The sequence below is a fragment of the Bradyrhizobium sp. WU425 genome, from assembly GCF_021052305.1.
GTDB classification, from domain to species: Bacteria; Pseudomonadota; Alphaproteobacteria; order Rhizobiales; family Xanthobacteraceae; genus Bradyrhizobium; species Bradyrhizobium canariense_D.
Genome location: NZ_CP088089.1, coordinates 857,511 through 882,913 on the forward strand (window position 1 = coordinate 857,511; position 25,403 = coordinate 882,913).

Annotated in this window: 23 protein-coding genes and 1 pseudogene; 7 read left to right on the plus strand and 17 right to left on the minus strand. The window is 60.4% G+C overall.

The window, feature by feature from the left end; translation table 11 throughout:
• Positions 1 to 192 precede the first annotated feature (192 nt).
• Entirely contained in the window at positions 193 to 444 is a 252-nt protein-coding gene (locus BcanWU425_RS04070; RefSeq protein WP_210350923.1) for a DUF6894 family protein, read from the plus strand.
• Between the two features lie 267 nt (positions 445 to 711).
• On the opposite strand, the gene BcanWU425_RS04075 is transcribed toward BcanWU425_RS04070, so the two are convergent.
• Entirely contained in the window at positions 712 to 942 is a 231-nt protein-coding gene (locus BcanWU425_RS04075; RefSeq protein ID WP_231189948.1) for a hypothetical protein, read from the minus strand.
• Between the two features lie 680 nt (positions 943 to 1,622).
• On the opposite strand from BcanWU425_RS04075, the gene BcanWU425_RS04080 reads away from it, so the two are divergent.
• Positions 1,623 to 2,216, plus strand: coding sequence for a Crp/Fnr family transcriptional regulator (locus BcanWU425_RS04080; RefSeq protein WP_204512665.1), 594 nt, complete (start codon positions 1,623 to 1,625; stop codon positions 2,214 to 2,216).
• Between the two features lie 291 nt (positions 2,217 to 2,507).
• On the opposite strand, the gene BcanWU425_RS04085 is transcribed toward BcanWU425_RS04080, so the two are convergent.
• The 13 genes from BcanWU425_RS04085 to BcanWU425_RS04145 form a co-directional block, all read right to left on the minus strand.
• Positions 2,508 to 2,732 (minus strand): DUF6894 family protein, encoded by a 225-nt coding sequence (locus tag BcanWU425_RS04085; RefSeq protein ID WP_204512664.1) that lies wholly within the window; start codon positions 2,730 to 2,732, stop codon positions 2,508 to 2,510.
• A gap of 102 nt (positions 2,733 to 2,834) precedes the next feature.
• A complete protein-coding gene (locus tag BcanWU425_RS04090) occupies positions 2,835 to 3,143 on the minus strand; it encodes a cytochrome C oxidase subunit IV family protein (protein WP_204512663.1) in 309 nt (102 codons plus the stop codon).
• Positions 3,140 to 3,784 carry a cytochrome c oxidase subunit 3 gene (locus BcanWU425_RS04095; protein WP_204512662.1) on the minus strand — a complete coding sequence of 215 codons (645 nt, stop codon included), beginning with the start codon at positions 3,782 to 3,784 and terminating at the stop codon, positions 3,140 to 3,142. The genes BcanWU425_RS04090 and BcanWU425_RS04095 overlap by 4 nt, the downstream gene beginning before the upstream one ends.
• Entirely contained in the window at positions 3,781 to 5,454 is a 1,674-nt protein-coding gene (locus tag BcanWU425_RS04100; protein WP_231189950.1) for a cytochrome c oxidase subunit I, read from the minus strand. Before BcanWU425_RS04100 ends, BcanWU425_RS04095 begins: the two co-directional genes overlap by 4 nt.
• Positions 5,447 to 6,388 carry a cytochrome c oxidase subunit II gene (gene coxB / locus BcanWU425_RS04105; RefSeq protein ID WP_204512660.1) on the minus strand — a complete coding sequence of 314 codons (942 nt, stop codon included), beginning with the start codon at positions 6,386 to 6,388 and terminating at the stop codon, positions 5,447 to 5,449. Before coxB ends, BcanWU425_RS04100 begins: the two co-directional genes overlap by 8 nt.
• Positions 6,385 to 7,158: an SCO family protein gene (locus tag BcanWU425_RS04110; RefSeq protein WP_204512659.1), complete on the minus strand. Its 774-nt coding sequence runs from the start codon at positions 7,156 to 7,158 to the stop codon at positions 6,385 to 6,387. Before BcanWU425_RS04110 ends, coxB begins: the two co-directional genes overlap by 4 nt.
• A complete protein-coding gene (locus BcanWU425_RS04115) occupies positions 7,155 to 7,562 on the minus strand; it encodes a hypothetical protein (protein ID WP_204512658.1) in 408 nt (135 codons plus the stop codon). The genes BcanWU425_RS04110 and BcanWU425_RS04115 overlap by 4 nt, the downstream gene beginning before the upstream one ends.
• A complete protein-coding gene (locus BcanWU425_RS04120; RefSeq protein ID WP_204512657.1) occupies positions 7,552 to 8,613 on the minus strand; it encodes a hypothetical protein in 1,062 nt (353 codons plus the stop codon). The genes BcanWU425_RS04115 and BcanWU425_RS04120 overlap by 11 nt, the downstream gene beginning before the upstream one ends.
• A complete protein-coding gene (locus BcanWU425_RS04125; RefSeq protein WP_204512656.1) occupies positions 8,610 to 9,137 on the minus strand; it encodes a c-type cytochrome in 528 nt (175 codons plus the stop codon). The genes BcanWU425_RS04120 and BcanWU425_RS04125 overlap by 4 nt, the downstream gene beginning before the upstream one ends.
• Positions 9,134 to 9,661, minus strand: coding sequence for a DUF3341 domain-containing protein (locus BcanWU425_RS04130; protein ID WP_204512655.1), 528 nt, complete (start codon positions 9,659 to 9,661; stop codon positions 9,134 to 9,136). The genes BcanWU425_RS04125 and BcanWU425_RS04130 overlap by 4 nt, the downstream gene beginning before the upstream one ends.
• Complete coding sequence (nrfD, locus tag BcanWU425_RS04135) at positions 9,658 to 11,025, minus strand: NrfD/PsrC family molybdoenzyme membrane anchor subunit (protein WP_231189951.1); 1,368 nt, start codon at positions 11,023 to 11,025, stop codon at positions 9,658 to 9,660. The genes BcanWU425_RS04130 and nrfD overlap by 4 nt, the downstream gene beginning before the upstream one ends.
• Positions 11,022 to 13,877: a 4Fe-4S dicluster domain-containing protein gene (locus tag BcanWU425_RS04140; protein WP_231189952.1), complete on the minus strand. Its 2,856-nt coding sequence runs from the start codon at positions 13,875 to 13,877 to the stop codon at positions 11,022 to 11,024. The genes nrfD and BcanWU425_RS04140 overlap by 4 nt, the downstream gene beginning before the upstream one ends.
• The gene (locus BcanWU425_RS04145; protein ID WP_204512652.1) at positions 13,865 to 14,518 is read right to left on the minus strand and encodes a cytochrome c3 family protein; all 654 of its coding nucleotides are present in this window, start codon (positions 14,516 to 14,518) and stop codon (positions 13,865 to 13,867) included. The genes BcanWU425_RS04140 and BcanWU425_RS04145 overlap by 13 nt, the downstream gene beginning before the upstream one ends.
• 1,028 nt (positions 14,519 to 15,546) lie before the next feature.
• On the opposite strand from BcanWU425_RS04145, the pseudogene BcanWU425_RS04150 reads away from it, so the two are divergent.
• Positions 15,547 to 16,374, plus strand: a pseudogene (locus tag BcanWU425_RS04150) (YihY/virulence factor BrkB family protein).
• Here BcanWU425_RS04150 and BcanWU425_RS04155 read toward each other — a convergent pair.
• From BcanWU425_RS04155 to BcanWU425_RS37665, 3 genes are all read right to left on the minus strand, one after another.
• The gene (locus BcanWU425_RS04155; protein WP_231189953.1) at positions 16,337 to 17,713 is read right to left on the minus strand and encodes a DUF2254 domain-containing protein; all 1,377 of its coding nucleotides are present in this window, start codon (positions 17,711 to 17,713) and stop codon (positions 16,337 to 16,339) included. The pseudogene BcanWU425_RS04150 and the gene BcanWU425_RS04155 sit on opposite strands and share 38 nt — an antisense overlap.
• An 83-nt stretch (positions 17,714 to 17,796) precedes the next feature.
• Positions 17,797 to 18,552 carry a PRC-barrel domain-containing protein gene (locus BcanWU425_RS04160; RefSeq protein WP_204512648.1) on the minus strand — a complete coding sequence of 252 codons (756 nt, stop codon included), beginning with the start codon at positions 18,550 to 18,552 and terminating at the stop codon, positions 17,797 to 17,799.
• A gap of 73 nt (positions 18,553 to 18,625) precedes the next feature.
• Positions 18,626 to 19,063, minus strand: coding sequence for a BA14K family protein (locus tag BcanWU425_RS37665; RefSeq protein ID WP_445818650.1), 438 nt, complete (start codon positions 19,061 to 19,063; stop codon positions 18,626 to 18,628).
• Positions 19,064 to 19,538: 475 nt separating this feature from the next.
• On the opposite strand from BcanWU425_RS37665, the gene BcanWU425_RS04170 reads away from it, so the two are divergent.
• The 4 genes from BcanWU425_RS04170 to BcanWU425_RS04185 all read left to right on the plus strand — a co-directional run bounded on the left by BcanWU425_RS04170 (position 19,539) and on the right by BcanWU425_RS04185 (position 24,963).
• On the plus strand, positions 19,539 to 19,712 hold the full coding sequence (locus tag BcanWU425_RS04170) for a DUF1328 domain-containing protein (RefSeq protein ID WP_204512647.1): 174 nt from the start codon (positions 19,539 to 19,541) through the stop codon (positions 19,710 to 19,712).
• A 990-nt stretch (positions 19,713 to 20,702) separates the two neighbouring features.
• Entirely contained in the window at positions 20,703 to 22,442 is a 1,740-nt protein-coding gene (locus BcanWU425_RS04175; protein WP_231189954.1) for a molybdopterin-dependent oxidoreductase, read from the plus strand.
• Between the two features lie 134 nt (positions 22,443 to 22,576).
• Positions 22,577 to 22,897 (plus strand): hypothetical protein, encoded by a 321-nt coding sequence (locus tag BcanWU425_RS04180; RefSeq protein WP_204512645.1) that lies wholly within the window; start codon positions 22,577 to 22,579, stop codon positions 22,895 to 22,897.
• A gap of 233 nt (positions 22,898 to 23,130) precedes the next feature.
• A complete protein-coding gene (locus BcanWU425_RS04185) occupies positions 23,131 to 24,963 on the plus strand; it encodes an outer membrane protein assembly factor BamB family protein (protein WP_231189956.1) in 1,833 nt (610 codons plus the stop codon).
• The last annotated feature ends 440 nt before the right edge of the window (positions 24,964 to 25,403 follow it).

A 25,403-nucleotide genomic window follows, 5' to 3' on the forward strand; every position in this document is an offset into this window, starting at 1 on the left:
GCCGCGGGGCGCCAGTCGTTCGTTAGAACTCGTGCGCTCCACGAGCCATCGTACCCGTGAGTAACAAATTTTCACCGCCCATGGCGCCCATTGACGTGGGCGGAACGAATAGCAGAGGGAGCCCCACGGCTTTGTGCGCAAGCGTACCGAAAATCGAGCCATTGAACCTCTGCGGGAGCAGGATCTGTAGCTATGATATCTGCCGATGCGCCGACGAGGATCATCGTAGTGCCGCGATACTTCTTCCACATCCACAATCACAGATCCTTCAGCGACCGCGATGGAGAAGAGCTGCCGGACGATAACGCAGCGTGGCGCGAGGCGCTGCGGACCCTGAAGACGCTCGAAAGCAATCTGGACCCTGGGCAGCAGTGGCGCCTTTCCGTGCGCGGCCCTCGTGGCCCGCTGTTTGAGATCAGCATCGACACTGCACGCCTGAGCTGATCCTGAATTGCGCGGTGTCCTGAATTGCGCGGTGCGCTGCGCGCATTGCGGCGCCGCGGCAACAAAAGCAGCGCGCCTCTTTGGAGCTCGCCTGATCACGTCCAAAATAGCCCGTGCGTGTGCTAGTTCAGCGGGTCGCATCAAGGCACCTCTCGATAGGCGCTTGGGATCTACAATACCGAGCGATACTTCGCCGGAACCACAGTTCGCGCGCTACATGTTGTACCCTCGACCGGCACTCTGGTCGTGTCGGCTATGACCGTCGAACTAGTTTCGATGGTTGGCCAGCTTCCTGCGATTTCTCACCGCGCGATCGAGCGTCGCGAACATCTGAATAATGGCCCGTCGTGCGGCCGCCTGGTATGGAAACGTGCTGAACGCAACGGCGCGCGCGATCTCCAGCTTTACTTCGTCGGTCTTATAGATCTCAGGCAGAGTTCGAAACGGTTCATCTATTGCGTCCTGCATCTGGTTGGCCATTTGGGTGTCGATCAACATCGTGGCCTCGCTTTGGACCCTGTGAACCCGGTCCGCTATTCAGCAGGGCTGGTCGCCGCCAGCTGCCCTTCGTTTGGACGACAAGTTACTTCCGAAAGCGGAGCTAAGTCCTGCCTGCTCGTGCGAGTTTGGTACGACACCGCGCATACAACGTGTCGCAGGAGCAATGGGATGTTGCACGGGCGTGTCTGGCAGAGTGGATACAGGGAGGTGTTCGAGGGCGCCGTCGTTGGGAGATGTAGCAGCTTTCGTTCCAAGCGGCAGCCGCTGTGCATCGACCGAGACGCTCAAAGGTTTGCGAAACTCGCCTGCCATCAGTTATCTCTCTGCTCCTGTCCCAAGTAGTGCATTAGGAGAGCAAATACTGCCATGCAAACAAGGCTCGGCTACGGAGAGCGACGATCGCAAGAAGCTGAACGATACCAGCCAGGTGTCCGTTCGGCGCGGAATTTCGCCGCTTGCGCTCGGGTTTGATGTGAGGAATCATATCCCGGAAAGTCCCCCGGTTGTGCTGGAGCCCGGCCTTGAACGATATAGCAACGGGGAGCGAGGCGACGGCGCCGGTTTCACGGAATCGGCTACTCAGGTTGCTTCCAAAAGAGGAATTCCAATCAATCAAGTCCAGGGCAGAAGAAGTGCGGCTTCGGCCTCGCCAAATCCTTCATCACTGGCGTTCCTCGTTGGAACATGTCTATTTTATTACGGACGGGCTGGTATCCGTGAGTGCGAAGGTCGGTGAGAACGACTATGTGGAGGCTTGGCTCATTGGCAGCGAAGGCGCTGTCGGTGCGCTTCTTCTCCTGACAGGCCAAGCTCACGCTCCACCGCACCGGCGGATCGTGCAGGTGGGCGGTTCGGCATTGCGGCTCTCCGCACCCGACTTCCTGGAGTTGGCGAACCGTCTTCCCACGTTCCGTCAGGTCCTTCACCGGTACCTTGCGGTGGTTGTGGTGCAGACGTCCCAATCTGGGGTATGCAATGCAGTCCATTCGCTCAAGCAGCGACTGGCTCGCTGGCTGCTGGTGGCCTGCCAAAGCTTGGATGATCACAACCTGCCGCTCACCCACGATGTCCTCAGCAGGTTACTTGGCGTGAGGCGCGCAAGCGTGACTGAATGCCTGAGCGACCTCGAGGATCAGGGCGTGATCAGCACTCATCGCGGGCACATCGAGATCACTAATCCTGACCTTCTTCGGCAGATCTCATGTGCTTGCTTCCAAATGATTCATCGCGAGTACGCCCGTCAGCTCACAAGCGTCGGTCCGCTGGCCTAGCTGATGCCCGACGGCGCAAGCTTTCTTTGTGTCGGCCCAGCCTCAAGCTGGTGATCTAGGCGGGTGGTGGCTAGGAGCGCTGTAGCGGGAGCAAAGGCGTTCACAGACCTGAACCGCCTGCCGGAAGCTGAATGCCCAGCCGCATCGGCCGGTTCTGGTTGCTTGGGTCCTCCGACGGCGATTCATTCGTCGCCGTTAGCTTCGGTCCAACCAGAGGAGTTCCGCATGGCCGCCGAATGGAGCCGGACTACCCCCCAGAGCGGGGGAGACGACGTCCCCCAGGTGTCAAGCTCAGCCCCTTTGGAGAAGGCTAGTCACCGTTTCCACAACGCGTTGCTCGTTTCTGATGCGGATTGCGGGACGGGTCCCCGTGTCGGTCAGGGCGGCCTCGCGGAACGCCTCGGCCAGCTCACACAGGGCCTCCTTCCGGGCCGCATCCTCATTCGGGAGTACCATGCCCACCCGATCCAATCTCACCTTGAGCCCTTCGCACTGATCGAAAAAATAGCGCTGCATGGCGGAGAATCAACGCTGCTCGCCTTCGGCAAGATAAAACGCGGTCGGCGGCCAGCCGTTCGTCAGAATGGTACGCTGGAGCACCGGCTTTGATTGGTGGGGCTAGATCTTCCCTGTCCTGGTCAGCACATCTGCAAAAGTAAGCAAGAACATGGCCGCGAGAAAGATCAAGCCGGAGACGGCGGCAAGCCTGACCAATGCGCGAGCTTGGATGAGCTCCATGAAAAAGACCACGACCAAGCTCGACTTGATGACGGCAACGATAACTCCCGACGCGACGGTGACAGGGCCCATAGGAATGTAAGCCAGGAACATGCTCAATAAGAGCAAAGCGAGAAGTGCGACCCAGATGATCCCGTTCTTGACCCACAGAGCTGACGAACTGCTTGGATGCGATCGATTTCCAGTCATGAGGCTCTCCCTGGCAAATAAATGAGCGGATACAGAAAGATCCAGACGATATCGACGAGATGCCAATAGAGCGCGGTGACTTCTATTTCGGGATTCTCGCGCAGGCGAATTCGCCTGGTTGCTCCAAGCACGATCAGCCTGACGACAAGCACGATGCCGATCGTGAGATGGATCGCATGCACCCCGGTAACCAGCCAATACAGACCATAGAAAAGCTGCGCAGCCGCCTCTGACAGTGCAAAGCCGGCTCCGGGGACCAGATGTTTGTCGATATCCTCCTTGTATTCAAAGCCCTTCACGACGATGAACGCGAATCCGAGCGCCGCAGTCAGGCCTAGGCAGGTGAGGACGAGAGTGCGGGAGCGTTCGCTCTGGGCCGCAGCTTGGGAGGCGACCGCAATGGTGAGACTGCTCGTAAGCAGGATGGCGGTGTTGGTCGTGCCGAACCAGATGTTTGTGGCGCGACCAGCTGCCGCAAATGCGTCCGGGTGCTCGACCCGGCAGACGGCATAGGTGAGCATAAGTGCTCCGAAGAACAGGGTCTCGCTTGCAAGAAAGATCCAGATCCCGAACTTTCCCGCTCGTTGCTGGCGCTCGAAGCGCTCCCACGGTTCTCGAAGCAGTGCGGTTGCGTCGGTCATCGTAGCGACCTGGCGTTCTGAACTTCGGGGGCATCGGTCCCGGCCGACTCGCGTTCGGCGTGATACTGGTAAGGGCCACGATCCACAAGCGGCTGGATATCGAAGTTGTTCGGCGGCGGCGGCGACGTCGTCGTCCACTCCAGCCCGGTAGCGCCCCAAGGATTGTTCGGGGCGCGTTTGCCGTGAAGAAGGGACCAGGTCAGGTACATCAGCGGAAGCAGATAAGCGGCGGCCAAAACGGCCGCGCCAGCGGATGACATGACGTTGTAGACTTGAAACTCTGCCGGGTAGGTGTGATAGCGCCGCGGCATTCCGAGGTACCCGGCGAAAAATTGCGGCAGGAAAGTCATGTTGAAGCCGAAATACATCGTGATGGCGGCAAACTGCGCCCAGGACTCCGGGTACATTTTCCCCGTGATCTTTGGCCACCAGAAGTGCAGCGCACCGAAGAAGGCGGACACCGAACCGCCGACCATGATGTAGTGGAAATGCGCTACGACGAAGTAGGTGTCGGTTACGTGCACGTCGACCGGGATCGACGCCAAAAACAGCCCCGACAACCCGCCGGTCGTGAACAATCCAACGAATCCGAGGGCATAGAGCATTGGCGAGTTGAAGCTGATCTGTCCTCGATAGAGCGTTGCGGTCCAATTGAAGACCTTGATTGCCGAAGGTACGGCGATGACGAAGGAAAGGAACGAGAAGATGAGGCTCGCATAGGGCGATTGTCCGGACACGAACATGTGGTGTCCCCAAACGAAGAAGCCGATCCCCGCGATGGCAATGATGGCATAGACCATGAAGTCGTATCCGAAGAGGCGGCGTCGGGCGAAGCAAGGAATGATCTCGGAAACCACTCCCATGGCCGGGAGGACCATGATGTAGACCGCGGGATGCGAGTAGAACCAGAACAGGTGCTGGAAGAGAATGGGATCGCCGCCGCGTGCCGGATCGAAGATCGGCAGCCCCAACCAGCGCTCTGCGACGACCAGCATCAACGAGATCGCGAGCACGGGAGTCGAGAGCACCATGACGATCGAGGTGGCGTAGATCGACCAGACGAACAGCGGCAGTCTGAACCAGGTCATTCCCGGCGCGCGCAACATGTGCGTTGTCGCGATGAAATTCACCCCGGTCGCGATGCTGGCGAAACCCACGACGAACACGGCGGCAGCGGCCGTGAGGACGTGCGTGTTGGAGAACATCGTCGAGAACGGGGTGTAGAAGGTCCAACCAGTATCGACGCCTCCCGCTATCAGGGTGTAGACCGCGAACACCCCGCCGACCAGCGTCAGGTACCAGCTGAACAGGTTGAGGCGCGGAAAGGCCACATCGGGCGCTCCGATCATCAGCGGCATCAGGAAGTTGCCGAACGTGTTCGGGATCGACGGCACCAGGAAGAACCAGACCATGATGATGCCGTGGAACGAGAACAGCCGATTGTAGGTATCGGAGCTCAGAAACCAGCCGTTCGGCACGAACAGCTCGAGGCGGACCGCCGTGATCGCTGCGCCGCCCATGAAGAAGAAGACCGTGATCGTGAGCGCATAGAGTATGGCGATGCGCTTGTGATCGGTGGTGGTGAGCCAAGATGCGAGCGTGCTCCCCGCTCGCAGATAGTCCGGACGCGCCGGAAACGGCAGTTCGCCCGCGAGCACCACGTCACTCATGATCTTGCTCCTGTCCGAGAGAGCGAATGTAGGCGATCAGACTTTGTACCTCCCCGTCGTCGAGCAGCCCCGCAAAGCTCGGCATGAGTGGTTCGAACCCCGCGACGATGTCGCGCTTTGGCTGGAGGATCGAATCCCGGAGATAGGCATCGTCTGCTTTCAGTTGCCGACCGTCCGACAACTGAACGGTCCGGCCGTAAAGGCCGTTGAGCTTGGGGGCATGCACGCTGGAAGAAGCTGCGTGGCACCCGGAGCAGCCTTGAGATACGAAGAGTTTGGCGCCGAGGTGAGCGAGGTCGTCGCCTTCGGGTTGTCTGCTCAACCACCGAGCGTAGTCGTCCTCACCCATGACCGTGATCCGGCCGCGCATCGCTGAATGGTCCGTGCCGCAATACTCGGCGCACAGCAGCGGGAAAACTCCAAGCTTGGTCGCCTTGAACCAGGTCTCCGTGTTGCGCCCCGGCAGCACGTCCTGCTTGATGCGAAACGCGGGCACGAAGAACGAGTGAATGGCGTCCTGGGACGTCATGACCAGCCGAACCGGCTTTCCGAGCGGAACATGGAGCTCGTCGATTTCACGAGCTCCGTTCGAGTGCTGTGTTTTCCACATCCATTGTTTGGCGAGCACGTGCACCTCCAGCGCGTTCGTCGGAGCGGTGAGCGCGCCCACATCCGCCGAGGCGGCCCACCAGAACAGAAATGCGAACAGGAACCCGGTCGCGGCCGTCCAGCTCACCTCGAATTCGCGGTTCACGATCTCTGGCAAGCGGCCGCGCTTGGCGTTGGAGCCCCGGCGATACCGGATGGCGAACGTGACGAGCAAGCCGAACACGAGCGCAAGCGTGAGCGCCGACACGATCACCAGAATGGCAAATATCCCATCGACACGAGCGGCGTGTGTGCTTGCCTCCGGCAGGGTAAAAACGGTGGTCATGTCATCACCCCGGTGCGTCGCGACCGACGGCACATGATGACTATCGCAAACCCAAGAAGTGCGACGGTCAATGCGCAGCCGAGCTTCAGCGCGGAGTCGACCCGCCGGGTGTAGATGCCGTGAACCGGATCAAATCCGTAGCAGAGGAGGGCGATACGGCTCCTCAGTCCGCCCACACTGCCCCGCCCGGCTTCCAGGATCCCGAGTTTGAGATCGAATGGTTGCAAACCCAGGCTGGAAAACGCGCGGGAAACGTGACCGTCAGGCGTGAGCGTGACGAACGCCGCTGGGTGAGCGACCGCGCTATTTTGGCCATCGGTTTGGAGGCGATAACCGATGGCCGTGGTGAGATGGTCAATGCTTGCCTGGCTACCGACTAGAACCGATACCCCGGGGCCGCCGACTTGTCCGCCGGCGAATCTGCGAGCCGCGGCGGCATCATCCCCTGCATCGATCCCGAACACCACGAGGCTGTAGTCGCGCCCGGCCACCAATCCCGTCTGCTGTAGCGCGCTTGCAACGATAGTGAGCGCCGGGCCGCAGATTTGGGTACACGTGAAGTCCGCCGGCAGCAGCAAGGTCGGCCTGCCGTCGATTGCGTGGCCAAGGGTCGTTTCATTGCCATCCATGTCCCGAAACTCAAGTGTCGCCGGCGCCCTGGCTCCTTCAGGTGGCGCCAGTGCAACATCTTTGAGCTGCTGTTCCGTCAAAGCCGACAAGGCGCTCGAGGACCAGACGGCCATGAGTACCGTTAGCGCAAGCACTCTCATTGCTGCGCTCCCTTGATGTTCTCGACCTCCGGGGGTTTTGACTTGTCGAGAGGATCGTAACCGCGGTCGCCTCTGGCAATGACGATCTCGACGGCCTTCTCAATGGGTATTCTTGCGACAGCTCTGCCTCGGTCGATCCAGCTGTACCGAGACAGAGCACTTCGTTCGCTCTGCAATGCATTGGCGAGGTCCTGGTCCGGGGCAGTTTGGAGGCCGGGCTGCGGGAATTGTCGTTCGATAGGCAGCTTGAAGGCGGCGGGTGCATCTGCCTTAACGTAAAAAAAGATCGCCACCATGGCCAGACCGACGAAACCGAGGTAGCCGCTGACGGCAATGAGGATTTTGCTCGTGGCAACGTCGGGTGATTGCGGCAGCGCCCGGCGCTCCATCTCTTCATTCGGCATGCTGAGCCTCCAAAGCGGGACTGAGGGCAGCTCCAATCAGAAACGAACTCAGGCCCAAGGCGACCAGCGCACCCATGCCACAGGTGAGCACTGCGTCTTGCTGATCAAAGACAGGAACGATCAGCCAGCAAAAGTGGAGAACGGTGCCGAGCAGCACCAATATCCCAGCCGATTGCAGGCCGTAGCGGCTCCGCCGACACCTGCGTACGATCAAGATGCAGAATGGCAGAGCAGCGCCCAAGGCAAACGCAAGCACGATCGTTATGGCCCAGCCTGGAGAGCTTCGCTTGAGGTACCATGCGGCCTTGTCGGGCAGATCGCCGTACCACGCGACAAGATAGGTCATGAATTCCAGGTAGACGACGCCCAGCAAGACCGCGAGCAGCAGCGCGCCGACATCGGATGCCGCAGACTCATCCAGGGTGGGTGCGGTCAGGAACGCAACAAAGGCCAGCGTCGCTGCGAGCTGCTGAATCGCAATCATCGCCGGAAAGGCAGTCGCGACGTAGTGCGGCTCGACAGAGAGAAACCAGTCCACCGCAACGAGGCTGATGGTGGCGCCGTAGAAGGCAAGCCCCAGCCCCGCGAGCAGACGACCGCCCTTGCCCAAAGCAAACGTGATCCCGAGGACGCTCCATCCGCCGAGGGCAAGGGCAGCGCGCAAAACAAACGAACCCCAGTTCAGGTACCAGCGTCCAACGTCTTGGGCGACCTGCGAGCCGTCCTGTGACCAGGGATAGAGTTGGCCGGAGGTGGCCAGTATTGGAAGGAAGGCGATGGCCACCGCCGCGGTGAGCGCGGCCGACGGTCTCAACACTGAGGCCGTTGCAGTGCCCCATCGGCCGCCGGTTAGCGAATGGATCAGCAACAAGATCATGCTGCCGATCGGCACGCAGCTCAAAATGGCGAACGCGAGCAGCCACCCCTGAGAGAGGGCTGGTGTCCTGTATCCCGCTGTCACAATCACAGCGACACTCAGCAGCAGAATTCCGGAAACCGCTCGAAACCGGCGAAGATTATGGAAGCGAACGATTGTCGCATCGGAGCTCATGGCAACCTGCTCCGTAGCTCGGGAGCATCCGCTACGTTCGCGCCCTGAGATTCCTGGAGCGCCCGTATGTAGGCCACGATCGCCCACCGGTCGTTTGGATCGACCCGGGCGGCGTACGAGTACATCACCCCGTAGCCGTTGGTGATCACGTCGAAGAAGTGCTCGGCGGGCGCGGCCCGCAGCCGGCTACCGTGGTAGGACGGCGGCGCCGGAAACCCGCGCTGCACGATCATTCCCTTGCCTGTTCCCGACAGCCCGTGGCACGGAGAACAATAGATGTCGTAGCGCTGGCGGCCACGCGCGAGCAGCCTCGCGTCGATCGGCGGGCGCTGCTGCGTTTGCCTTTGACGTTCGATGTCTCCTTGCGCCACGCTGCCCTCCGGCAGTGGCTGTGCTTCGGTCTGGTCTTCGAACAGGGCCGCGCGCGAAAACGTTCCATATCGCCGCTGCTGCGTCATCGAGATGTCGTTGCAGCCGGAAAGCAGCAAGGCCAGGGTCAGGGGGATTGCCAGGCGGCCGATCATGGTGCACGCACTTCGGTGACTCTCGTTGCGCCGGTCGTCCGAAGCAGGTGGCGGAGCTCGCGCGTGGTCTCGTCGTTCTCTCCGCACGCGAGCAGGAAATAATGGTCCTGCGAAGCCCGCTCGAAGCCGGTAATGTCGAACAATGGATTGTGCAGCTGCGGGAGCCCCGTAGACCACAGCAGAACGATGAATCCGGCGAGGGCGGCTGCGAAGACCCCAACTTCAAAGGGCACGAGGAGGAACACCGGCCATGAGTTCAGGGGGCGTCCGCCGCTGTTGATAGGATAGTCGACGACCGCGCTGTACCATTGCAGGGCAAAGGCAAACGCTGCGGTGGAGAACCCGGCCAAGAGCATCGTCGCCCGAATACCGGAGCGCCTGGCGGGGATGATCTGCTCGAGCTCCTCGACGGGGAAGGGGGTGAAAGCATCCAGGAGGCTGAATTCCGAGCGGACCTTGAGGCTCCGAGCGGCAGCGATCAGAGTAGCGGGATCCGGAAATTCTGCCAGGAGAGGCCCAGTCATGCCACGTTCTCCCGGTGGGCGAGTTCGCGCATGTCGAACATCGAAACGGCAGGGATCAGGCGTACGAAGATCAGGAACAGAAACGCAAAGAAGCCCAGCGGTGCAATGACGAACGCCAAGTCCCAGATGGTGAAGTGAAAGACCCGCCAAAGGCTCGGCATGTATCCATGAGAGAGTGTGTTCCAGACGATCAAAATGCGTTCAAGCCACATCCCGATGTTGATGGCGATCGCAATCGCAAATAGGGCAGCAAAGGACCTTCGCACGCGAGGAAACCAGAGCGCCTGGGGCAGGATGACGTTGCAGCTCAGTAAAGCCCAGAACAGGGGTGCATAGACCCCGGTAAACTCGAAAGCCACGAGACTGCGTTCGCTGCGCGCGCCGCCATACCAGCTCATGAACCACTCCGTTGCGTAGGAATAGCCCATCACAATCGAGGACATCAGCAAGACACGACCGATGACGTCAAAGTGCTTGCGCGTAATGATGGCCTGAAGTCCGAAGCCCCAGCGGATCGCCAAGGCAAGCACAACGACCATGGCGAACCCCGAGTACATCGCGCCAACAACGAAGTAGGGCGGAAAAATGCTCTCCTGCCAGCCCGGCATCAGGCTTGCGGCGAAATCCAGCCCGACGATGGAATGGACCGAGCACACCAGCGGTACCCCGAGTGCTGCCATCGTCGTATGAAGGATCCTCAGGGCACGCCAGTGTCGCAGCGAGCCGCTCCACCCGAGTGCAAAGGCCCCGTAGAGCAGCTGACCCGTGCGCGACCTCGTCCGATCTCGCATGGTTGCGAGATCCGGAATGAGGCTGACGTACCAGAACAGGATCGAGAACAGCAAATAGCTGATGATCGCCCAAAAATCCCAAACGAGCGCGCTCCGCCACTGCGGCCACAGCGACATCGTGTTGGGGTAGGGGGCCAACCAGTAGGCGTAGATCGGTCGTCCGAGATGCACGATAGGCATGAGCCCCGCAATGGCGACCGCGAACAGCGTCATGGCCTCTGCGAACCGGTTGATCGAGGCGCGCCATCGCTGCCGCGTCAGCAACAGCATTGCCGAGATCAGCGTGCCTGCATTGCCGATGCCGATCCACCACACGTAGTCGGCAATCGCAACGCCCCACACGACGGTGGAATTGACGCCCCAGACACCGATGCCCTCGTAAAACACCCAGACGACTGCTGCCAGAAGCCACGCGACGAAAGGCGCGCTGACCAGGAGAGCAATCCACCAGAACTTTCCCGGGCTTGCGAACAGAGGCGCCGTCACAGCTTGCGTGATCTCGACATCGCTGGCCCGGTACGCAGAAACCCAAGGCGCCGGCGCGGCCGCATTCGGTTCGAGGACATCGCTCATGTGCCGTCCCCCTCGGCTGGAGGATTGCGGACGTCGGCGAGGTAGGTCGTGCGGGGACGCGTGTCCAGATGCCCAAGCAGGGCGTAGTGTCGAGGATCAGACTTGCGCCGATTGACGCTGGATCCATCCTGATTGAGATCGCCAAACACGATCGCGCTGGTGGGACATGCGTTCTGGCACGCGGTCCGGACTTCGTCCGTGCCAATCGTCCGATCACCGCGCTCTGCCGCTCGTCGTGCCGAACTGATCCGCTGGACGCAGTAAGTACACTTCTCCATCACGCCGCGAGCGCGCACCGTGACCTCCGGATTCTTTTGAGCGAGATAGGATTCGAAGCCGAGGTTGGCGTACTCCTGGCCGTCGGCGTAGCCCCGGAAATTGAACCGACGTACCTTGTAGGGGCAATTGGCTTCGCAGAACCGCGTGCCGATGCACCGGTTGTAGACTTGTGCGTTGAGCCCTTCGCTATCGTGAACCGAAGCGGCGACAGGGCACACGGGCTCGCACGGGGCGTGCTCGCAATGCATGCACGGCACCGGCTGGAAACCGAGCACCGGACTGGCCGCTGTTCCATGATCGTAGGCGTCAACCCGCAACCAATGCATGTCTCGCCCACGGGCGACCTCTTCTGGGCCGACCACGGGCACATTGTTCTCGGCTTGACACGCGACGACGCATGCATTGCAGCCGATGCACAGCGAGGTGTCGATGACCATGGCCCAAGCGTTTCCATCGCCGCTGCGAGGCGGTGCTTCCGGCAGCAAACTGGGGGGGCGCTCCGCTTCCGGAGCAGTGAGCGTCCTTGCAGCATCGGCGACTTTGCGCACCGGGTAGAGCTCGGAAACATAGTCCGAAGCGCGGACGATATTCTGGGTTGTGAGCGGTTCTTGATTTCGGCCGGTCCTTGTGATGACGGCTTCCGCGATGGTCCATGGGTTTTTTGTGTTCCGAAGCCGATTTGCATCGCATCCGATGCCATTTCCGATAGCGCCGGCGCGATTGCGGCCATAGCCGAGCGTCAGACTACCGACACCCAGGGCAGCACCCGGCTCTACAAGCACGGGGGCCTCGATCGTGGCCCCGCCTGATCGGATCGAGATCACCTCGCCGACAGAGACACCGAGCTGCCGAGCGTCTTCAGGGTTGAGCGCGAGAGCGTTTCCCCAGACCTGTTTCGTCAGGGGCTTCGGACATTCTTGCAGCCAGGCGTTGTTTGCGAACGAGCCGTCCCAGAGACCTGGATCGGGCTGCAGCACCACCTGGAATTCGGACGCGGCACGAGGTTCCGGCATCTGCGGTAGTTTGGGCTCTGCAGGTCGCAACGGCTCCGCCGCACTGCCGGCGATGACACCATCGTGAAGCGCGCGTGTCCACCAGGTCTCGAAGTCAGCTCCGGCCTGCGCCTGCCAAGTCCGTCGAACGAGATCGCGCGGCGAGGCCATATCGCCGTTCGTGAGAAGCGCAATGTATTCGTGCTCCGTATGGCTGCGATACAGCGGTCGGATCAGCGGCTGAACCAGACTGGCTGTCCCGTCGATGCTACGCAGATCAGACCAGGCCTCGAGTGGATGGCTCAGGGGAACGTGCCAGTTTGAAAGCTCTGCGGTCTCGTCCGCATAGCAGCCCGCGTGCAGTCGAAACGGCGCTTTTCTGGAAGCGTCGGGGAAATTGAGATCGGCAGGAGCGTCGTACGCAGGGTTGACGCCGAGCGTGACGAGCTGATCGACGCCGCCCCCTTTCAGATCGCGAACCAGTTCATCGAGCGCTTGGGGCTGGCGCCCGGCAGGTGTGCGGCCCACTGGATCAATGAGGTCCACTGGCGCATTGAGGCGAGCGTTGATCCAGTGCACGACCGCGTGGGCTTCGGCGGAAAGCGTTCGGCCCGCGAGAACGATGGCGCTGCCGGGACTGGAGTTCAGATCGGAGCTAATTTTCCGCACGAGTTCTTTCAAATGATCGGGCACCGCGGCGTCCCGGACAGCTGCGCCAAGCGACTTGGCAATCGCGAGCGCCACTTCGCCGATGATCGCCGGCCGGAGGGCGAGCCGATGATCAGCTTTCGCCCCGGTTAGCGTCGGGGCCGCCTCAAGGCAGTAAAAACGCGAGAAGCCCTCGTTCTGCGGCTGACGGCGCTCGGCAAATCCCCTTGCGCTTCGGAGTTGATCCGGACCATGGCCCAGCGGGTCGGCACCAAGCGCGATTACCACGCGCGCGCGCGCGAGGTGTGGCACTGTCTCGATCTCTCGTCCGTAGGCCAACATTGCGCCGGCGCGGGCACTGCCATCGTCGGCGGGATCATAGGCATGCCACGCGGCTTTCGGAAATTGCCCTAGCAGATCGTCGATCTGTCGTAGCAGGGTGGGCGAACTCACCCGACCTGTGACAAGTCGTAGCCCCTCGCCACTGCGTTGCTTGAGCAGTCGGTTCTGGCCAAGCACAGCTGCGCGGAATGCCTCAGCCGGAGCGATGGCCCCTTCGTGAAGCGTTGTCCGCGAGCGGTCCGGATCGTAGAGGGACAAAACGGCGGCCTCCATGAACACGTCGGTCGCACCGAGGCTCGCAGGATGCTTAGGGTTGCCTTCGAGCTTGATCGGGCGCCCGTCGACGGAACTAACGAGCACTCCACGCCCGTAGCCCGAGAGCGCCAGAGTGGTCGCAAATTTCAAGGGCTCGCCCGGCACAAGGCGGTCCGGCATTCTCACGTAAGGAATTATCTGTTCGTCCGGACGGCTACAAGCGGCCAGTCCCGACGCGACGCCAGCTGCGAGGAAGCTCAATGCCTGCCGGCGGTCCAGCTCGGGGCGGGCTACGCGTGAGACCCGTTTGACGGGCAACTCATCTACCTGTGACATACCGAGCAATCCGTCAGATGATCAACACGAATGTGGTACTTCGCCATCAGCTCGCGGCCGAGCTGTTCCTGATTCTTTGCTGGTGACCATCCGGTGTCGAACACCGCCTCGCGCGGGCGCAGTGCTTTCTCGGGCGCTCGGTGGCAATCGATGCACCATTGCATGGTCAGGGGCGCCGCTTGGCGCATCAGTGGCATCTGATCAACCGCGCCGTGGCAGGTTGTGCATCCAACCCCTTTCGCGACATGTATTGAATGGTCGAAGTAGACGTAGTCGGGGAGTTTGTTCACCCGCTGCCAGGCGATTGGCTCATCCTTCGCCAGGCTCGCACGCACCGGGGCGAGCATGCCTGCGTTTGTCCAAAGCTGGGAGTGGCAGGTCATGCACGTCTCGGTCGGTGGCAGCCCGGCGAAGCGCGCCTTTTCGACCGAGGTGTGACAGTAGCGGCAATCAAGCCCCAAGCCGCCGACGTGATGCTGATGGCTGAACGGAATGGGCTGGTTGCGCGTCACATCTTGTCCAGTCGCGTAAGGCGAGCTCATGACACCGTAGGCTAACCCGACCAAAAGGATCGGGGCGGCGCCGCACGAGGCCAGGAGGACCTTCGCGATCGTGTCAGCGCCTGGGCGGAAAATCTGCATGCACCTGGCTCTGTCGGCGGCTTCTCATCGCCAATCCCGTTCATTGGTCAATCTCGGTTTAGGGCTGCTGGTGCCGAACTCTGCGCTCGGCCTGCTTACGTCGCCGTGAGCGTTCGTGAGCGCGCTTACTGTCGGTACGCAAGGTGGCCGAAGAAAAGGTGTGATGGATCCATCTTCCAGCATGAGCCGGCCCCCGAACGCGCTTCAGCCTGCGGCGGCCTGCGGCCGAAGCGACTGCTCAACGATTTGACCGCAGCTCTGTGCCTCCGGGGAATGCGAGGCGCTCAGAATCTTTGCGCGGTAGCGTACAAACGGAGTTCGCGGGCGCGGCCCATTCGGAAACTTGCCCGGCTGCTTCCGATGACACATCCCGAGTACATCGCCAGATCGCGGGCGAACGGCCCCTAGCTATTGCCACCGCTTCGCAATTGGGCGCAGAGCTTCTAGGTACCAGGTGCCTACGTGCTCGTGGATGGTCGGGGCGACGCCGCGCGGAGTACCGCTTTTGGCAGAATGACCGCAAGCGCAGCCGCAGCAGCGGCGTTCGCAAGGTTCTGCAGCCTGCCGGAGGTTCGATGCGCCCAGCCGTCGAAGGTTCTGCTGCGTCCGCACCGGCTCAGATGCTCGACGTTGACTCCCAAATGGGTCCTGTCCAACCGGAGCGCCAGGCGCATCCTCCCCGGGCTGTCGGCCGGAAGCGGGGAGACGAGAATCCGGATCGGAGGAAGCTCGGCCATTCGGGGTAGAGACTTTAATGCGTTGCTCCAGATCCAAAGTGCGTCCGAGGCTGTGGTTCCCAAACTTGCGGGTACGCTTTCGGTGGCGGTGCTCTCTTGGCCCGGCAAATTCATTTCCTCGAGCGGCCCTCAGCGCCCGTTGAGATGGCCATTCATCTCTCGACGATGGCGTGGAACGCCAGCAGCAGCTGAGGGGTTTTGTGTGCTTTCGTGAAAGCTGGCTACGGGATCAACCTGAACGGAAAGGCAAATTGCAACGTCGAGGTGGTAAGCGCCGGTGGCCCCGGACTTGTGCGCAGGCTCATCTCCGTCGCGGCCGCCGTTTGGGCCAGGCTGGACGATCACAACATTTCGATCTTGTCTGCCGCCGTCGCCTTCTATTCCTTTCTCTCGATTTTCCCCGCCATTGCCGCGCTGGTGTCATTCTACGGTCTCCTTGCCGACCCCAACGATATCGTGCGAAAGCTCAATGCGCTCCAGATCATCCTGCCAGGTGAGGCGACTGCGCTCATTTCAGAATGATTGAAAGTGCTCGAGCAAGGCACGCATCCTCCCTTCGGCCTCGGGCTGATGGTCAGTGTAGGGATCTCGATCTGGAGTGCGCGTTACGCCACCGGGACGCTCATGACCGCCTTGAACGTGACTTACGCGGTTTCCGAGGAGCGTGGGCTTGTTGTCTTCAATGCCGTCGCTCTGCCGCTGACCGTGGCGTTTTTCATCCTCGCAGGCGGCGCCGTGATCCGAATAGCGTTGATTCCCCTCCTGCTCAGCTACCTCCCAATTCCAGCCGGGTGGCGGACTACGGCAATGTTGATACGCTGGCCGCTGCTCGTGTGCATGATCATCGCGATTGTCGCTCTGCTCTACCGCTGCGCACCCAACAGGTCGAAGCCGACATGGGACCTTGCTTCGGCCGGCGGGCTCCTCGCTACTACCGGATTGATTGCCGGTTCTTATGCATTCTCAACGTACGTGAACACGTTCGCAGCCTACCAAAAGACTTACGGATCGCTCGGCGCAGTTGCCGTGTTGACGACATGGCTCTGGGTCGCAGCCTACTTCATCCTGGCGGGCGCCGAGCTCAACGCCGAGATCGGAAGGCGGCTGACTCAGCGTTAAGCTTTGGCGCATCATCATCCGGCAGAGGCAAGATCTCTTCGGTGAATCGCCCCATCGGACCTGCCCGGACCATCAGAGTAAACAGCTGATATCGGCCTTCGACATCCTCCCTATCGCTGCGAGCGTCAATCAGGCGATGAGCGTCCGCAAGGACAAGGTCGGCGTGGCTGGAGAGCGCCGATAGCCGGGCGGGATCGCGCTCGCAGCTTGCGACCTGGGTCATCACCTCGATCATCCGGATCGACACTGCAGGTTGTGCGCCTGCGCTTTGCCGGATCATATGGAACATCGTCCCGAGCAATTGATCGTATTGCACATGCGGCACCACCAGGACCGGCTGACTTCCTCGGATCGACACTCCTGATGGCAGATGCAGGGGCACAAGATCGCACAACGCCGCGCCCAGTCGATCCAGGACCGAGAGGGCGGTGTGCGGATCATTGATGCCGGGGGAAAGAGCCCTCACCGCGACTTCGACAAGTTGGCGAACGGCAAAGCGCAGATCGGAAGCAATGCTGCTTGTTGCGCCGAGCGCCGTCGCATCCCGGATAGCCGCTTCGGCACCGTCGACGGGAGGGTTAACCAGAGCGACGGTCGCCCCCGGGAAAACATAGTCGCCGGGGCCGATCAACAGCCGAATGGTAACTCTATGCTTGGCCGCCCAGGTGGCGAGGCCCTCTTCGTCAAGATGTTGCAGATAACCGCGCCGCGAGTCCTTCAGGGGCAGGGAGCCGGTCCAGTACTCGCCCGGAGGAGGTTTCGGCTGCGGATCCTTGACGGTTAGCTGGCGCATAGCGCCGCCGAGGTCTTCACTGACGAGTTCGATGACAGTTTCCACGTTGATCCGGCCGGCAACGTGACCGACGAAATACACGAGCATCGCCACACAAGCCAAAGCGAGCAGAATTCGAACGCTCATTGATAGATGAGGGACGAAGCCGCCCTCGGCCTCCGTCCGGATGCTTCTCAGCACCACGAGGGTATAGCAGAATGTGCCGAGCAGCATCCCGAGCGTGGCTTGATTGCCGCGATCGCGGATGAGATTGCGCAGGAGCCGCGGCCCCATCTGACCAGCAGCGAGAGACAAGGCGGCGATGGTAATAGAGAACACCGTTCCCGCGACGCCGATCGTCGCGCCGGCGACTGTGCCGAGCAGGGTACGCGCGCCCGTCGCGCCGCCATCGTACAGCCAACCCTGCAGATCTGCGAGCGAGACATTGCTCCGGTCGATGTGAACGAGAGCGAAGGCGCCGCTCAGGCTGCGAAGCACCAGGAGCATGGGCAGCAGCCAGAATGTCTCGCCCAGATCAGCCAGCAATTGTTCAGCGCGGGCAAGCATAATCGAGCCGGCAAGACCGAATCCACTTGGAAGCAACAGCCGGAAGGTGGAGCGGTTCCGCTGAACCGCTCCACCTCACACAATTACCCGTTGCTTGGGTACTTGAACTCAGGCGCCGACTTCAACTGGTCGGCCGTCGTGTCCATCGTAGCGGTCCACTTCTTGGCCGCATGATCGAACTTCAAATTGATCGCCGAAGGTCGCACTGCAACGTAGTGGTCACCGATGCCCAGGAACCCTCCCACGGAAAGAATATAGCCGTCGATGCCGTTTTCATTCAGCGCAACATCCTTGATCGTGCCAATGTCCTGTTTCGAGTTGTTGTACACCTGCAGACCCATCAACTGCGAGCTCAGGCCGTCCTTGGGAGGCACCGACGTGAAGGCTCCGCCCGGGCGATCCGAAGTCGCGTTGGCGCTGCCGCTGGATGAGTTTGCGTTTGAGGAGTTCTTCTGCGCATTCGCCCCGATCGTTTTCACCTCGGCGAAAGTGTTGGGGCCAACGAACATCGTCACCGGATTTCCTGACCGATCTCTAGCCTCCACCAGGAATGACTGCGGCCGTACCTTTACGTCGGAGAAACCGGCCTGCTGCAAGTCGTTGACCATCTGCTGCCGAACGCCCGCCTCACTGCTGTCGGACTGGATCGCGTCGGCCTTGTTTGTTCCCTTGTTGTTGGTGGTGCCACCATCGGCGCGGTGGTCCACCGACTGGTTGGGAGGCGAGTTCTGCACAGCGCCATGATCCGCAGAGCCGGCAGCTCGCGGTGCGTTTTGCGCCACTGCAACGGATGATACGCCAACAAGAAATGCCGCAGCCAAGAATGAGGTTGCCTTCATAGGTAGATCTCCTTTTGCTCAGTTTCGGATCTTTGACATGCCGGACGGCCGGGTGCCGCGGGACACCTCCGGCCTAGGGACACGGGTGCCTGATGCCGTCGTAGCCCATGTAGGTCCCGGAGCTCGGGTCGTACGATTTGTACCGCTGGGAACAATACGTGTTGTTCTCAGCGGCTTGCGCCCGGCTATTGGCGAGGGCGCTTCCAATCGCCGCACCTGCCACAAAGCCGCCTACGGCTGGACCCCAGCCCCGACCATAGCGGTGCCGGTATCCGTCCCGCCAATGGTGCAAACCATGGCGGCGGTCATGCCTCCATTGAACCTTCACCAGATTGGCATCGTTTTTGGCTGCTCCACTCGCCGTTATCATCGGCGCTGCCTGCATCGGCGCTGCCTGCATCGGCGCTGCCTGCGCGGCTCCAATCGGGACCGCCAGAGCCAACACGGCGGCCGCGCCGCACCATTTATTCGAGTGATAACAAGTCTTCATGCGCTCTGCTCCTTGCTGCATTCCATCAACGGAAATGCGCGAGCGGCGGTGCCGTTGCAGAGACACTCGGTACGGATGTGTACCTCAGTGCTGGCTGCAGTCGCTGGTGGCGGCTGAGTGCAGCTCTTGAGCTGCAAAACGAGCTTCAGCTACGAAGCGAGCTCCCGGCCGTTGCGGAAGCGGACAAACTTTGCGCAAACGACTCGGCCGCGGCTCGATCACCGCGACGACCAGTGACAGTCCTGCACCAACGTGAGGCCAAGGCATATCTCATTGTGGCGCGGAGTTCTCGGCCAGGCAATTGCTCAAATGCAGTGCTAGTCAGGAGTACGTTAGCGCACCCACCGTGTACCGTGGCAGGCGTTTTGATCGGAACGCCAAAAACTCATGGCGATTGTCGCGGGGTAGGCCGACAGCGCTTTGCGAACCGTCGGCCTCGATCTATCAGTCACGGAATTGGCATACCTGTCTGTGACGAAGCCAGTAGGAGCGTGGCATGCTGAAGTGGGCGTTGATATTTTTTCTAGTGTCAATTGTGGCCGGATTCTTGGGCTTCAGTGGAATCGCCGCTGGCGCATCTGCGATCGCCAAGTGGCTATTTTTCGCGGCCGTCGCGGTTTTCTTGATATTCCTGGTCTTAGCCTTCGCGGCAGGTGAGGTGCTTCTCTAGCTCTCGTCAGGGAGCGCCACGGCGGGCGAAGCCGATCCGTAGGTTCGACGAACACGTTCAAACCGAGGGGCTCGATAGCGATACGTGCGAGAGACGTGGCGTTTCAGGAGTCTGTCAGTGCGGAACTCTGGCAGGCTCGCACGCGGCTCTTCGTTGAGAGCTCATAAGTCGTCGTTGGAGAAGATGCCGTGTCCACTAAGCGAATCGGAAATGTAGCGGCCGGGATAATTGCTGCGTCCGTTGTGTTAGTGAGCTCGGAACGAGCCAAAGCCCTGGAGTGCCCCACACCTCATCCGAACCACTCGGAGTTGGCAATACCTCAAACCCAAACGGAGATCAGATCTTATTCTAAGCTCATTGCCGCGCAGGGGGGGCGAGCAATACCTACCATCCTTTATGGGCTGAAGAGCCGCTATCCTCACGCGACCGACGCTGCGCTGACAAACTTCATGATCGGCTTGTTCTGTCCATTAATCAAAAACAATGCGGCGTTGTCGGAGGAGCAAAAGAGGCGCGCCCTGAAGGTGATCGCAAAGAAAATCTACGCCCGGATAGCCGAGTGAAGCTGTTGTCGTGGTACCCGACTGATGAGCGTTGGCGTATGCGATCGAGTGCCTGTTACTAGCCCTCGCGCAGCGACCCACCCTAAACGGGCACGACCGCACTGTGGTTAAATCGCCATGCTTGAAGACGCAGCAAAGGGTGCCGAGCAGCCTGTGCGGGTCCAGAGAGGCCAAAGCGCGGCGGCAGGAGCTAAGACGATAGCCAGAGAGAAGGGTTCTGAGCTGAACCCCGGCGGCAGTCTTTGGTTGGTCCGTTACCGCACAATGCACAGCGATAAGTCGGAACGCAAGATCCTGCGTTCATGTTGTTAGGTACCGTTGTTGTCGCTGCCGCGAAACTGTGGTGCGAGCTCCCACGCACGCAGCTCCCTAGAACACTTCGCGTTCGAGATCCGCAGAGCGGGCCGTCAGAGCGACGAGAGGCAGAATGCACGACTCTGTCGAAATCAAACATGCGCGGGATGGAGCAATCAACGACACGTTGAGCTCGGCGGATGATCGGATCGTGCTTTCGAAATGGACGCCACCCCGTGAGGGCATCGTTCCGCACATCCGGCTCGGGAATCGATGGTTCAACGTTTTGTGGGTCATCCCACTCGGCGCTGCAGCATTAGTCCTCCTGATAGCCTTGGCGCAAAATCTTCGAGAGCTCTCAACCGTCCAAGACTTCATCAGACGGTATCCAGGAATCGCGCAAAACGCACCCTCCGTCGATACTGGTTTTCCATGGTGGCTCCAGCTCCAGCATTTCTTGAACATGCTCTTCATGATGTTGATCATGAGGGCGGGCATCCAGATACTGGCCGATCATCCTCGCCTGTATTGGAACAGGGATTGTACGCCAGGTACAGAGTGGTTCCGGTTTCAGCACCCCGTACCCAAGGATCGTATCTGGACCGCAAAGGACGATGCGGTGAGCCTTCTGGGCTGGCTCGGCATTCCCGGGCTGCGCCACACCATTGGCCTCGCCAGGTGGTGGCACTTCTCTGTTGATCTTCTTTGGGTGCTGAACGGCGTCGTCTTCTACATCATGCTGTTCTCCACGGATCAGTGGCTGAGACTTGTGCCCCTGACGTGGGACGTCTTCCCGAACGCCCTCTCGACCGCCATCCAGTACGCCTCCCTGAACTTTCCGACGGAATCCAGCTGGACCCGCTATAATGGTCTGCAGCAGCTCAGCTACTTCGTGACGGTCTTCATAGCGGCGCCGGTTTCCATTGCGACAGGACTCCTGCAGGCTCCTGCGATTTCCAACCGTCTAGGCTTGCTCGGGACCGTGCTCAACCGGCAGGTCGCCCGCTCGATACATTTTATCTCATTCACCTGGTTTGTCTTCTTCATCCTCGCGCACGGGATAATGGTTTTTATCACTGGGTTGCGGGAAAATACCAACCACATGTTCGCTGGGGTGAAGAGCCAGCACTGGGTCGGATTTCCGCTGTTCCTGCTGGCGCTCATTTTGGTGGGCTTGGCTTGGTGGGCCGCTTCGCCGTTCACGGTCAAGCACGCCCGTCTGGTGCAAAAGACAGGGCGTCTAATGGTCGGCTGGATAAAGGCCGTCGCGGAGTGGTGGGCACCGACCGCGGAGTTGCGCAAATCTGACATATCGCCGCATTTCTGGCCGAACGGCACTATGCCCAACTCCGCCGAATACGAACGTCTGCTCGAAGGCAAGTTTCGCGACTATCGCTTGCGGGTCGGCGGGCTAGTGGAGACTAGCCGGGAATTCTCGCTGGCCGATCTCAAGCGGATGCCGAAGCAGAAACAGATCACCACCCATTTCTGCATCCAAGGATGGTCGGGCGTGGCCGAGTGGGGCGGCGTGCGCATGAGCGATATCCTTGATGCGGTGAAGCCCTTTCCAGAGGCTCGCTACGCCGTCTTCTACTCGCTCGCGGACGGCTCTGACGGAGGCCGCTACTACGACGTCCACGAGATGTTCAACATGCGTCACCGCCTGACAATCCTGGCCTACGAAATGAACGGTCATGCGCTCAGTGTGCTGCACGGCGCGCCGCTGCGGCTCCGGTGTGAGAACGAACTGGGCTTCAAGATGGTCAAATGGATCGAAGCCATAGAGTTCGTACGCGAGTTTAGCGATCTCGGCGCCGGACAGGGCGGTTACAACGAGGATCATGAATTCTACGGCTACCGAATGCCGATTTGAAACTGGACGCTTCCGTCCTCGGCCGGCTGCGACCACAGAAGAGAAACGTGAGGAAACGAATGGTTAGAACATCGGCTCGGCCCACGAGTTATGGGCTTTGGGTGCTGCTCTCTAGTTCTCTAGCTGGCTGCATCGTGGCAGGGATCGCCACTTTTGATCAGGGCAATGGAATCGCCCATTCCGGCGGAGCCTATCTCGTGCTGGTCACCACCCTCCTTCTCGCCGCGGCGTCTCTGTTCCTCGCGCTTTATCAACACAAACGCAAATGGCTAAGGGTCGTTCTTGCCGTCCTCGTCTTGTTCGATCTCCTCGGCACCGCATTTGCCGCCTACTTCCTGGAGACGCCAATCCTCGTCGGATCCATGGCACTCGGGCTCGTCGGATGGATTGTCTACATTCTCTCAAATCCGAGCCAGAATAATTTTTTACTCGCCTCTTCAAGGAGCAACAGATGAGTACAACCCACGGAATTTCGTTCTCTTTGGCAGCGTGCCTCCTGCTCCTTGCGGCCCCCTCCCTCGCATTCGGACAATCAAAGGGCCCGGCGCAGACTGCAGGCGAACCATTGTCTGTCGGCCAGGATGGAGTTGCAACAAATGGCTCTGCCAACCGACTGCCGAGAGGAGAGGAAGGCTCCTCCGAGGCGACTGCTCAGGTACAGCCCTCACGCAAGGGACCTGACAAGTGGATGAACGCGCGGAACACGTGGGCGACATTCAACGGTGACCTCAACGCACAGAAGTTTTCGACGGCCGACCAGATCACGCCCGAGAACGTTAAGGGCTTACGGAAGGCCTGGGAATACCACACGGGCGACGTCTCTGATGGTACTGGCGAGAAGCCAATGAGCGTTTGGTCCGCGACGCCGCTGTTTGTCAACAAAACCCTGTATGTCGGCACTCCGTTCTACCGGATCGTAGCGCTCGATCCGGGTACCGGAAAAGAGAAATGGAAGTTCGACCCCCACGCGGTGCTCAAAGCGCTGACGCAGCCGGACCTGAAGAACCGCGGCGTAGCCTACTGGCAGGCCGAGAATGTGCAAGGTGGAATGGAGTGCCAGAAGATTGTCTACATCGGCACGATGGACGCCAAGCTCTACGCCGTCGACGCCGACACCGGCAAGTCTTGCAGCGATTTCGGTCAGCATGGCATGGTCGATGTCAACCAGTGGAACACCGTGAATGCGAAATGGCCGCTATCGCTTCTGCAGCCGCCGACCGTTTATCATGACACACTCTATCTCGGCTGGGCAGGCAAGGACTGGGCTGACGAGCAGGCTCCCCCGGGTACCGTATTTGCGCTCGACGCCCGCACCGGAAAATTGAAATGGACCTTTCACGCGCTCGACCCCACCATTGCTCAGCACAGTGGGACCTCAAACGTCTGGGCATCAATCTCGATCGACGCCGAAAGGGGACTCCTTTACATCCCGGTGAGCTCCCCGAGCCCCAACTTCTACGGAGGGGATCGGAAGGAGAAGATCCCGCTGGCAACCTCCGTAACGGCACTCGATGCGGAGACAGGCAAGATGGTCTGGAGCCGGCAGCTCGTGCACCACGACATTTGGGACCTCGATACCAACGCAGCGCCCACCTTGGTCGACCTGGAGAAGGACGGAAAGAAGGTCCCTGCGCTAGTGCAGACGACAAAGCAAGGCTTCCTGTTCGTCCTCAATCGCGAGACCGGGGAGCCGATCTATCCTATCGAAGAACGACCGGCGCCGAAATCTGACGTCCCGGGCGAAGAGGCTTCGCCAACACAGCCGTATGTGGCGACGCCAGCTCCCACGATACCCGACAAATGGCCGGGCGTGTTTCCGCTCGCCGACTGGATCGGCTTCGGCAGTTGCAGCCGGGAAGCCAAGAAGCTGCGTTACGACGGTCGCTTTACGCCTCCCAGTCTGCAGGGCACGATCACATATCCTCCGACAACGGGCGGGACCGAATGGGGCGGCGGCGCCATCGATCCGCGCACGGGCGTGTTCGTCGTGAACTCCAGCAGCGTCGTGCAGATCTATCGGCTGATCAAGCGCGAAGATTTCAAGCAACAGGCGCAAAATGGCGAAAGCTCAGGCTACTACGCTCAGGAGGGGTCTCCATACGGCTTCAAACTGGAGACCTTCCTCAACTGGGCCGGTATGCCGTGCTGGAATCCGCCTTATGGCATGATCGCAGCTTATGATCTGAAATCGGGTAAGCGTCTGTGGAATGAGCCTTTTGGGCAAGTGCAGAAATACGGGTTCTACATGCCGAAATCCTGGGGCTCGGTGACGATCGGAGCACCCGCGATTACCCAATCAGGCCTGATCTTCATAGGCGCATCGATGGATTCGCGGGTGCGCGCTTTGGACCTGAAATCGGGTACGGAATTGTGGAGTAACCTGGTCGATGCGCCGGCTGTCGCCATGCCGGCCATCTATAACTACAACGGGAAAGAATACGTAACATTTGTGGTGGGCGGCAATTCGATCCTTTTGCCGAAGGTGAGTGATCAGGTGGTCTCTTTCGCTTTGCCGGGCTGAAAAACAGGAGCTAAGGCGGCGGGCTGCGGCAACCGAGATCAACGCGATGCTGCTTTGGAGACCGTGCCCATAAGCGGAAGGCACAAGACCGTATCGAACCCGCTACTCCGTCACTCGAACCTTTCCCGACGGGAGGCGTTTTGGGAGGAGAGAGCGAAGGCGGGTTGCCGTGAAACGACAGCGTTGGCGAGTTCTTTGAAATGGCGACGAAACAAACAACCCCGCAACAGAAAAAGGCGAAGCAGATGACGCGAGCAGATAGGATCGCCAGGCTCAACGAGAACGTGAGCGGGCAAGTCGAGCGCCGCCGGCAAGAAGCGGATCAGCTAGGTCCCCCCTTTCCGGAAGCGAACTCCAAAGCCAAAGCCAGTGATCCAGTCCGACGAGTCGCTCGAGCCCGAGTAGACGCTGGCTCGAATGACGCATCAGAGTTTAACAGA

Coding starts and splice junctions, on each gene's coding strand:
- BcanWU425_RS04090 (WP_204512663.1), bottom strand. CDS start 3,143: ATGACTGGAAATCGATCGCATCCAAGCAGTTCGTCAGCTCTGTGGGTC.
- nrfD (WP_231189951.1), bottom strand. CDS start 11,025: ATGAGCGATGTCCTCGAACCGAATGCGGCCGCGCCGGCGCCTTGGGTT.
- BcanWU425_RS04160 (WP_204512648.1), bottom strand. CDS start 18,552: ATGAAGGCAACCTCATTCTTGGCTGCGGCATTTCTTGTTGGCGTATCA.
- BcanWU425_RS04170 (WP_204512647.1), top strand. CDS start 19,539: ATGCTGAAGTGGGCGTTGATATTTTTTCTAGTGTCAATTGTGGCCGGA.
- BcanWU425_RS04155 (WP_231189953.1), bottom strand. CDS start 17,713: ATGCTTGCCCGCGCTGAACAATTGCTGGCTGATCTGGGCGAGACATTC.
- BcanWU425_RS04070 (WP_210350923.1), top strand. CDS start 193: ATGATATCTGCCGATGCGCCGACGAGGATCATCGTAGTGCCGCGATAC.
- BcanWU425_RS04125 (WP_204512656.1), bottom strand. CDS start 9,137: ATGATCGGCCGCCTGGCAATCCCCCTGACCCTGGCCTTGCTGCTTTCC.
- BcanWU425_RS04100 (WP_231189950.1), bottom strand. CDS start 5,454: ATGAGTGACGTGGTGCTCGCGGGCGAACTGCCGTTTCCGGCGCGTCCG.
- BcanWU425_RS04140 (WP_231189952.1), bottom strand. CDS start 13,877: ATGTCACAGGTAGATGAGTTGCCCGTCAAACGGGTCTCACGCGTAGCC.
- BcanWU425_RS04175 (WP_231189954.1), top strand. CDS start 20,703: ATGCACGACTCTGTCGAAATCAAACATGCGCGGGATGGAGCAATCAAC.
- BcanWU425_RS04110 (WP_204512659.1), bottom strand. CDS start 7,158: ATGAGAGTGCTTGCGCTAACGGTACTCATGGCCGTCTGGTCCTCGAGC.
- BcanWU425_RS04095 (WP_204512662.1), bottom strand. CDS start 3,784: ATGACCGACGCAACCGCACTGCTTCGAGAACCGTGGGAGCGCTTCGAG.
- coxB (WP_204512660.1), bottom strand. CDS start 6,388: ATGACCACCGTTTTTACCCTGCCGGAGGCAAGCACACACGCCGCTCGT.
- BcanWU425_RS04120 (WP_204512657.1), bottom strand. CDS start 8,613: ATGAGCTCCGATGCGACAATCGTTCGCTTCCATAATCTTCGCCGGTTT.
- BcanWU425_RS04130 (WP_204512655.1), bottom strand. CDS start 9,661: ATGACTGGGCCTCTCCTGGCAGAATTTCCGGATCCCGCTACTCTGATC.
- BcanWU425_RS04145 (WP_204512652.1), bottom strand. CDS start 14,518: ATGCAGATTTTCCGCCCAGGCGCTGACACGATCGCGAAGGTCCTCCTG.
- BcanWU425_RS04185 (WP_231189956.1), top strand. CDS start 23,131: ATGAACGCGCGGAACACGTGGGCGACATTCAACGGTGACCTCAACGCA.
- BcanWU425_RS04115 (WP_204512658.1), bottom strand. CDS start 7,562: ATGCCGAATGAAGAGATGGAGCGCCGGGCGCTGCCGCAATCACCCGAC.
- BcanWU425_RS04085 (WP_204512664.1), bottom strand. CDS start 2,732: ATGCAGCGCTATTTTTTCGATCAGTGCGAAGGGCTCAAGGTGAGATTG.
- BcanWU425_RS37665 (WP_445818650.1), bottom strand. CDS start 19,063: ATGCAGCAAGGAGCAGAGCGCATGAAGACTTGTTATCACTCGAATAAA.
- BcanWU425_RS04075 (WP_231189948.1), bottom strand. CDS start 942: ATGTTGATCGACACCCAAATGGCCAACCAGATGCAGGACGCAATAGAT.